This is a genomic window from Castellaniella sp. GW247-6E4 (assembly GCF_040276065.1).
Taxonomy (GTDB): Bacteria; Pseudomonadota; Gammaproteobacteria; order Burkholderiales; family Burkholderiaceae_B; genus Castellaniella.
In genome coordinates, this window is the sequence record NZ_JBELOI010000001.1 from 659,598 (window position 1) to 667,479 (window position 7,882).

The 7,882-nt window shown below is 67.9% G+C and carries 11 protein-coding genes; 3 read left to right on the forward strand and 8 right to left on the reverse strand.

The window, feature by feature from the left end; all coding sequences use genetic code 11:
* Window positions 1-3 precede the first annotated feature (3 nt).
* From ABS761_RS03100 to ABS761_RS03125, 6 genes are all read right to left on the reverse strand, one after another.
* Window positions 4-348 carry an EscU/YscU/HrcU family type III secretion system export apparatus switch protein gene (locus tag ABS761_RS03100; protein ID WP_350406576.1) on the reverse strand — a complete coding sequence of 115 codons (345 nt, stop codon included), beginning with the start codon at window positions 346-348 and terminating at the stop codon, window positions 4-6.
* Window positions 326-1,750 carry a flagellar hook-length control protein FliK gene (gene fliK / locus ABS761_RS03105; protein ID WP_350406577.1) on the reverse strand — a complete coding sequence of 475 codons (1,425 nt, stop codon included), beginning with the start codon at window positions 1,748-1,750 and terminating at the stop codon, window positions 326-328. The genes ABS761_RS03100 and fliK overlap by 23 nt, the downstream gene beginning before the upstream one ends.
* Window positions 1,747-2,073 (reverse strand): flagellar protein FliT, encoded by a 327-nt coding sequence (locus ABS761_RS03110; protein WP_350406578.1) that lies wholly within the window; start codon window positions 2,071-2,073, stop codon window positions 1,747-1,749. The genes fliK and ABS761_RS03110 overlap by 4 nt, the downstream gene beginning before the upstream one ends.
* Window positions 2,074-2,092: 19 nt before the next feature.
* Window positions 2,093-2,521 carry a flagellar export chaperone FliS gene (gene fliS, locus ABS761_RS03115; protein ID WP_350406579.1) on the reverse strand — a complete coding sequence of 143 codons (429 nt, stop codon included), beginning with the start codon at window positions 2,519-2,521 and terminating at the stop codon, window positions 2,093-2,095.
* Window positions 2,522-2,533: 12 nt separating this feature from the next.
* On the reverse strand, window positions 2,534-3,919 hold the full coding sequence (fliD, locus tag ABS761_RS03120; protein WP_350406580.1) for a flagellar filament capping protein FliD: 1,386 nt from the start codon (window positions 3,917-3,919) through the stop codon (window positions 2,534-2,536).
* A gap of 106 nt (window positions 3,920-4,025) precedes the next feature.
* The gene (locus tag ABS761_RS03125) at window positions 4,026-4,424 is read right to left on the reverse strand and encodes a flagellar protein FlaG (RefSeq protein WP_350406581.1); all 399 of its coding nucleotides are present in this window, start codon (window positions 4,422-4,424) and stop codon (window positions 4,026-4,028) included.
* Between the two features lie 237 nt (window positions 4,425-4,661).
* Here ABS761_RS03125 and ABS761_RS03130 point away from each other — a divergent pair, with 237 nt between their 5' ends.
* Window positions 4,662-5,417 carry an RNA polymerase sigma factor FliA gene (locus ABS761_RS03130; RefSeq protein WP_350406582.1) on the forward strand — a complete coding sequence of 252 codons (756 nt, stop codon included), beginning with the start codon at window positions 4,662-4,664 and terminating at the stop codon, window positions 5,415-5,417.
* A gap of 158 nt (window positions 5,418-5,575) precedes the next feature.
* Window positions 5,576-5,986: a hemerythrin domain-containing protein gene (locus ABS761_RS03135; protein ID WP_350406583.1), complete on the forward strand. Its 411-nt coding sequence runs from the start codon at window positions 5,576-5,578 to the stop codon at window positions 5,984-5,986.
* A gap of 17 nt (window positions 5,987-6,003) precedes the next feature.
* On the opposite strand, the gene rfbC is transcribed toward ABS761_RS03135, so the two are convergent.
* Entirely contained in the window at window positions 6,004-6,549 is a 546-nt protein-coding gene (gene rfbC / locus ABS761_RS03140) for a dTDP-4-dehydrorhamnose 3,5-epimerase (RefSeq protein ID WP_350406584.1), read from the reverse strand.
* A gap of 142 nt (window positions 6,550-6,691) precedes the next feature.
* Between rfbC and ABS761_RS03145 the strand changes: the two genes are divergently transcribed.
* Complete coding sequence (locus ABS761_RS03145; protein WP_350406585.1) at window positions 6,692-7,627, forward strand: ZIP family metal transporter; 936 nt, start codon at window positions 6,692-6,694, stop codon at window positions 7,625-7,627.
* A 12-nt stretch (window positions 7,628-7,639) separates the two neighbouring features.
* Here the strand turns inward: ABS761_RS03145 and ABS761_RS03150 are convergent.
* A partial coding sequence (locus ABS761_RS03150; RefSeq protein ID WP_350406586.1) for a DUF4351 domain-containing protein occupies window positions 7,640-7,882 on the reverse strand: 243 nt, incomplete at its 5' end.

The window sequence follows — 7,882 nt, forward strand, 5'->3', positions numbered from 1 at the left end:
CTTTCAGGCCCCGCCTGGCGTGTTCACGGGCTCGCCCGGCGGCGGACGCGGCGTGTCCAGCTTGTGGGCGCCGCCTTCGGCGTCCAGCGCATACAGCCAAGCCAGCAGCTCGGCGATCGCCACATAAAGCTGCGGCGGAATGTGCGCATCCAGATCCACCTGCATCAGCAGACCCACCAACTCGGGGGATTCGTGCACGTACAGGTTGTGCTCGCGGGCGGTGCGGATGATGGTCTCGGCCAGGGTGCCGTAGCCTTTTGCGACCACGCGCGGCGCGCTGTCGCCGGTGTCGTACGACACCGCGACAGCGCTGGGCCGATCGGGGTCAGGCCGGGTGGATGTCGTCATGGGTGCCCCGGGACGCCGGCGCCGGCCCGGCGGGTGGCGCGTCCTCGTCCGAGTCGTCGCGGTCGACGACAGCGATCTGGCTCGCCCGCAGCCCGTGGGCCAGCAGGCGCGCCCGCAGTGTTTCGATGGCGCCGTCCAGTCGCTCGGCGCTGTCCGGCGCGGCCAGCCGCATGACCAATTGATCGCCCGCCAGGGTCAGCCGGGCCTGGATGGCGCCCAACGCCGGCAAGGAGAGGTTCAGGCGCGTGGACCAGTGTTCGGCCCGGGAGCCACCGCCATCCCCCTCGTCGCCCGCATGCCGGCGGACCTCCCAGCGCATGTCCGCCCCGGGCCAGGCCTCGCCCTGCCAGGCAAATCCCTGATGGGCCAGGACCTCGAGTTGCTGGCGCACCAGGAATTGTGCCTGGGGATCGATGCCGGGAATGGGAGGGGCTTGCACCGCCGGGGCGGCGGCCGAGCCCCCCGCCTGGCCGGTTTGCGCCGGCGCGCCGGAGGCCTCGGCGGCGGCCGGCAACCCCTGCGGCACGCCTTGCGGGCCCGGCGCCTGGGCGGGTAGAGGAGGGGCGCCCTGCGAGCCCGCGCTCGGGGTATTCGTGGCCTGGCTGTCCGGGGCGCGGCCACCTGTCTGGGTGTGTGGCGCCTGGCCGCCTGGTACGCGGCCTTCGGCCGTCTGTGCACCCAGGCGGGCCTGAGGCTCGCGGGCAAGGTCACGGGCGTCGGCCTTGCCGAAGGCCAGCGCCGCCAGATGGGATTCGTAAAACAGGCCGCTGCCTTGCACCGCCTGGGACAGTGCTTGAGACAGGCGCGCGGCCAGCGCGCCGGGCTGGTCCAGCGCGGTCGCGAGCGCGGCCCAAGCCGCAAAGGGGCCGGCTGGGGCCTGCGGGCCAGCGGCCCCGGGGACGGGCATGGCGGCCGGACCCCGGGCGGCAGCCGTGGCGGCGTCCGCCATGCCCGCGGGGAGGGGCGGCATGGCGCCTGCGCGCGCCGCCGGCCCGTTCAGCAGAGGTTGGCGGCCCTGCACCGCGGGGTCGGCCTGCGGGTATTGGGCGAGCAGGGCGAGGATGATGCGCGCGGCGAACCCCAGAGTCGTGGGCGCCGATGCGGTGGTGGAGCTGTAGGTCGCGGCGCGGCCGATCCGGTCGTCCAGCGCGGTTGCGCCGGCAGCCTTGCCGACCGCGGCCTGGCCGCGGCCCTGGGCGCCAGCCGCATCCACCGCCTCGCGGGGGTGGCGTTGGGCGGAATTCCGTAGCGCATCGGGGTTTTCGGGATTGCCGGGCTGGGTGACCGCCGCGGGCCGGGCGCCCGAGACGAGATTGGCCTGCTGGCCGAGCGTCGTGCCCAGTACCGCGTCCAAGCGCTGGATCAGCAGCGTGCCTAGCGTGGACGAGCCGCCAATGCTCATTCCGAGGACGCGTGGTAGGCCCGCAGCACCGTGCGCTGGCGCTTGATGGCGCCCATCAGGTGGCCCAGGCGCAGCAGCTCGGGCGCGGCGAGGTGTCGGATGCGCGCATCATCGTCCAGGATGCGGGTCAGCAGCTCGCGCCGCGCGTTGCGGTCCGCGTCGTCCAGGGGGCTGAAGCGGCGCAGGTCCTCGACAGCCTGGTTGTATTGAGCGCCGAGCTGGACGACGTCGTCCCATTGTTGCGCCTCGGCCTTGGCGCGCATCTGGCTGCTCAGGGAGGCGATGAGCTGGTATTGATGCAGGACGGAGGAGCGGGAGGCCATAGGGGAATACGTCGCCGTGTCAGGATGATAGGGGGCGTTCGAAGTGTGGATCTGCGGCGACGTGCCAGGCATCGGCCAGGTCGTTGAGGAGTTTCTCGGCCGATTCGAGCTTGGACGGATCGTTGTTGAGGTTGGCTTGCAGCAGGTTGCGCACGATCAGCTCGTAGGCGGCGACCAGGTGGCGCGCGACGTCGCCGCCGCGCTCGGTGTCGACACTGGCCTTGAGCCCGGTCTCGACGATGTCGATCGCCTTGGAGATCGACTGGCCGCGCTCGGCGGTGCGCCCGCCTCCCATGTGCAGCCGCGCCTGCGCGGTCGCGGTCAGCGCCCCGCGAAACAGCAGCGAGATCAGGCGCTCGGGCGTCGCGCCGAGAACCTCGGATTCGAGTCCGACGCTGGCATAGGCGCCGGCGGTGCGGGCGGCACGTGAACGGGGGGCGTAAGTCATGATGGAAGCCGTTTATTTATCGGACTTGCTGAGATTGCTGAGCATGCTGAGCTGCTGGGTCAGGTAGCTGCTGAGGGAGTTCATTTGGGCGACCATGGCGTCCAGTTGGGTGAACTGCTGGCGGTAGGTCTCCATGCGCTGGTCAATCCGGTCGGCCGTCGCGTCGTACTGCCTTTGCATCTGCTTGGCCGTCTCGTTCAGGCTGTCCGTGGTGGCACTGAACAGACCGTCGCTGCGGGTGAAGGCCTCGGCCGCGTTGGCCACTCGCGTGCCCGCCCCATTGGTGCCGGTGAATAGGGAGGTGACCCCCTCGAGGTTGCTGGACAGGGCCTTGGCGAGTTTGGCGTCGTCGACCTTGAGTTCGCCGGACTTGGGGTCGGTGGTGATGCCGATGCGCGACAGCGACAGGCCGTCGATGTCGTCCAGTGCGCCGTTGAGGGCCCCGCGCATTTCCGTCTGGACGCGGCGGGCCAGCGAATCGCCGGTCAGGGCGCTGGATGCCTGCGTGTCGACGTTGTATGAGGTCAGGGACTTGATCGTGCCCAGCAGGCCGTTGTAGGCCTTGACGAAATCGTTGATCGCCTTGGTCGCGGCGGTATCGTCGCGCGTGACCGACAGCGTGGCCGCCTTGTCGGTGGTTTGTTTCAGCGTCAGCGCGACGCCGTCGATGGCGTCCTCGATCGTGTTGGTCTGGCTGGTGATCGAGATGCCGTTGATCGACAACTGGGCGTTGGTCGCGGCCTGCTCGGTGAACCCCCCCGTGCCGACCGCCTTGTCGTACGCGAGGAAGGCCTCGAGCTCGGCGTTGTCGGCCACCGTGATCGAGGCCACGGCCGATTCCGTTCCCGTCGCGCGACTGGTCAGGAGCAGGCGGTGGGCCGCCCCCGAGCCGTCGTTCACCAGGGTCGCGTTCACGCCCGAGTCGGGGTCGCCGTTGAGGGCGGCCACCAGTCCGTTCAGCGACGTGTCCTTGCCGGTGAGGTCCACCGTATGAGACTCGCCGTTGGCCAGGGTGATCGTGACCGAGCCGCCCGCGCCGATGGCCGCATCGCGTTCGGCGCGGCCATCGGCGACCAGGGTCTGGGCCGAGGCCAGGGTGTCGACCTGGATGGAATACTGCCCGGCGATCGCGGTCTTGTCCGCGGTGGCGGAAAACGCGTCGGCGGCGGTCGTGGCCTTGAGGGCACCGAATGCCTCGGGCTTGCCGACCGCCTTGGCGGCGGTCTGCAGCGTCGAGACCGCGCCTTGCAGCTTGCTGTACGCGGAAACCTTGGTCTGGACGGCGACCTGGCGGCTCTGGATCAGCGCCAGTGCGTGGTTTTCGTTGTTGCGCAGGCTGGTGAGGAGATCATTGAGGGGCAGGTTGGACCCGACGCCGATCGAAGAAATAGTGGCCATGATTTAACTCCGTGTCGCCATTATCGCCGTGTTCCAATCCAGGCAATCCTGACGTAAGCGGGGGGATTCAAACATAGTTCAACGGCCAGGGTGTCGAGCCGCCGCCTCAGGCGCGCGTGTCGACGCCCGCGCCTTGCAACTGGACAATCATTTTCGCGACCCGCAGCACCGCGTCGGACGGCACCGTGCGCAGCACCTCGCCGGTCGCGCTGTCGATGATCGAGACGACCAGGCGCTGGGCATCCTCGTCCATTTCGAAGCGCATGCCGGTGGACCAGGCCTCGAGGCTGCGGTTGACCGAATCCAGGGCCTTTTCCATCGGGGGCGGTGCCCCGGTCATAGCGTCCCGCGGGCTGTCGTGGCCCGCCGTCGACGCATCGGACGACATTTCCCGGGCGCCGGCCAGGTGGGGCACCGGTCTCGGTGAGACGTCGGGCAGGTCGACGGCCGTCGGGGATGGGCCGGTCGTGATGGCCGCCAATGGGTGGCCGATCGGTGGGATCATAGAGTCCTCGCGTATTCCGTGTTCGTCGTCCATCCCTCGCCCAGGGCGGCGGAAAGACCCTCGCGTGGACCCTGTAACGGAGGATATCGCGGAAAATTTAGGGGCGAGCTCCCCCAAGTTCAGAGGGGAAACCCGGATACCTTGGTGAATTGGCGATTCCTCGGGGTAACGACGCATTTTTTTTCGGGCATACTGGACGGCGTTCCATTCTCAATATACAGGCCCCCCGATTCCACGATGCCCAGTTCCGAAGACCTGCTGGTCGGGCAATATGCGCCGCTCGTGCGGCGTCAGGCGCTGATCCTGATCGGCAAGCTGCCCGCCAGCGTCGAGCTCGACGACCTGATGCAGGCCGGCATGATAGGCCTGCTCGATGCGATTCGACGCTACCAAGAGCAGCCCGACGCCCAGTTCGAGACCTATGCGGTCACCCGCATCCGGGGCGCCATGCTGGACGAGCTGCGCGCCCAGGACTGGTTGCCGCGCAGCGTGCGCAGCAAGGCGCGCAGCATCGAGGATGCCGTCCACGCCCTGAGCCAGCGGCTGCTGCGCCCGGCCACCGAAAGCGAGATCGCCGAGGAAATGGGCTTGGGCCTCACGGAATACCAGACCCTCCTCGAGGAGGCGCGCGGCGTGCAAATCCTGATGTACGAGGACTTGGCGCGCCGCCGCGAGGGGATAGACGATGGCCTGCCCATCGACGGCGAGGCCCATGCCGAGGGCGGCACCCCGCTGGACTGGCTGGTGCACGAGGGCCTGCGCAAGGCGCTGATCGAGGCGATTCGACACCTGCCCGAGCGCGAGCAGCTCCTGTTGTCCCTGCAATTCGAGCAGGACCTGAACCAGAAAGAAATCGCCGCCGTGATGGACGTCACCGAGGGGCGCATCTCGCAGTTGCGGTCCCAGGCCATCGCGCGAATCCGCGCCTGGCTGGCCCATCATTCCTGGGAGCACACTCCCGGGGACGACGCCTCCTTTAGCAAGCTGATCTGAGCGCCTGCGGCCGATGGCGGGGGGGGGCCGCCGCCGCCTCGCAAACAATACCCGGACCCTGTGTGAGTGTCTGCTTGTATCGGATATAAGATGTATATATTATGAATCTTAACGCCGGCGGAGACCACCGGCCGCGACATCGACGAGGGAAACCCATCATGGACATCAACCGCTTCAAGCACCAGCATGTAGACATCCTCAGCGGCATCGCCGCACTACGCAAGCTCGCCCACCAGGGCATCAGCGAGCATGCGGTGGACATCGCCCACGAGCTCAAGGCGCTGTCCACGATCATCACCACGCATCTGGCCATCGAGGACCGCATCCTGTACCCGTCGCTGCGTCGCAGCGGCAACGCATCCATGGCCCTGATGGCGCAGGACTACCAGGACGATATGAAGGGCATCGCCAATGCCTTCATCAATTTCGCGCGCCGCTGGAGCAATGCCACCCAACTGTCGCGCGACCCCGAGAAATTCCGCGACGAGGCCAATACCGTCCTGCGCGACGTGCATGCGCGCATGGTGCGCGAGAACCGCGAGTTCTATCCGGCGATCGAGGCGTTGTAGTCCGCAGAGGGTCTGCGCTATTTCAATCGGCGGGCCAGTTCCGTCAGGCCGGGGTGGCGGTGGTCCCTATCCGATAGGATGGGGCCGTCGATCGGCCATGAAATGGCCAGTTCGGGGCAATTCCAGGCCAGGCCCCGCTCGTCGGCGGGATCGTAGTAGTCGGTGCACTTGTAGTACAGGATCGCGGTCTCGCTGGTGACGCAAAATCCGTGAGCGTAGCCCGGCGGAATCCACACCTGCCGATGATCGACGGCCGACAAGGCTACCGCCGCGTGTTGGCCGAAGGTCGGCGAGGCGGGATCCACGTCGACCGCCACATCGAATACCGAGCCCTCGATCACCTGGATGAGCTTGCCCTGCGGATGGCGGCGCTGGAAATGCAGGCCGCGCAGCACGCCGTGCCGCGAGCGCGAGACATTGTCCTGGACGAAGGGCAGGGTGATGCCCGCCTCGTCGCGATAACGGCGGGCGCTAAAGGTTTCCATGAAAAAGCCGCGTGCGTCGCCGATCACACGGGGTTCGATGACCAGCACGCCGGGCAAGGCGGTTTCAATGATGTTCAAGGTGTGGGCCGGTGTCCGTTCGACATGTCAATAATAAATGATCGCCCCAAGCGCAATCTCTCCGTCGCGGGAAGGCGGGCTCCGTGGCGGTATGATGCCTATCATCCGCAGCGCTCGAGGCGCGGTTTTTTCAGGAGTATGCATGGCGTCCAATGACACGCCGGCGGTTTCCGCGGGGCTCATCAGCGCGTGGCACGATCAGCTCCGCGCACACCGGCCCATTGCCTGGGGCCTGCTAGTGGCGCTGCTGGCGGTGCTATGGCTGCTGCTCGCCAGCGGCATCGAGGCGTTTTCCCCTAGCAACCGGGTCTACCTGGGCTATGCCGCCCTGGGCGGCATGGCTGGGTTCGGGGCGACGGCGCTGGGCGCGCTGCTGGCGGTGGGCCTGCGTGCCATCGGCGTCCGCACGCGCGACTGCATGCTGGGGTTCGCCGCGGGCATGATGCTGGCAGCCAGCTCATTTTCGCTGATATTGCCCGGCCTCGAGGCGGCCGAGGTGCTGCTCGGCAGCGGGGTGGGCGCGGCCCTGGCCGTCGTGGCCGGCCTGGCACTGGGCGTGCTGCTGATGCTGGGACTGGACTATTTCACGCCGCACGCCCACGAAACCTCGGGGCCGCACGGCCCGGCCGACCAGCGCATCAGCGGCGTATGGCTGTTCGTGCTGGCCATCATTTTGCACAACCTGCCCGAGGGCATGGCCATCGGGGTCAGCTTCGCCCAGGGGGACATGAGCGTGGGGCTGCCGCTGACTACGGCCATCGCCATTCAGGACATTCCCGAGGGTCTGGCGGTCGCCATGGCCTTGCGCGCGATCGGCCTGTCGCCGGCGGTTTCCATTCTCGTTGCCATCGGCTCGGGCCTGATGGAGCCCCTGGGTGCGCTCGTGGGCGTGGGCATCGCCAGCGGTCTGCCCATCGCCTATCCGATCAGCCTGGGGTTGGCGGCGGGCGCGATGATTTTCGTGGTGTCGCACGAGGTGATTCCCGAAACCCATCGCAACGGCCACCAGACGGCGGCCACGGTGGGCCTCATGGCGGGGTTCGCCGTGATGATGTTTTTGGATACGGCGCTGGGGTAGTCGGGCGCGGGGTCAATCCCCGAACACCTCGTCTAGGGTCGTGGCGTCTACGAAGTTCAGCGACCAGGTCTCGAGCTGCTCGGCGGTCGCCGCGCGGACGCGTTCGGTCGCAGTGCCGGGGATGGCGCCGAACCGGCGGCCCAATTGCCGCAGCAGCAGTTCGGCCTGCCCTTCAACGCGTCCCCGCCGCAAACCAACCCGCTCGGGTGTCGTGATGTATGTCATTGCATGCTCCTGTTCCAGGGCTTCCAATGC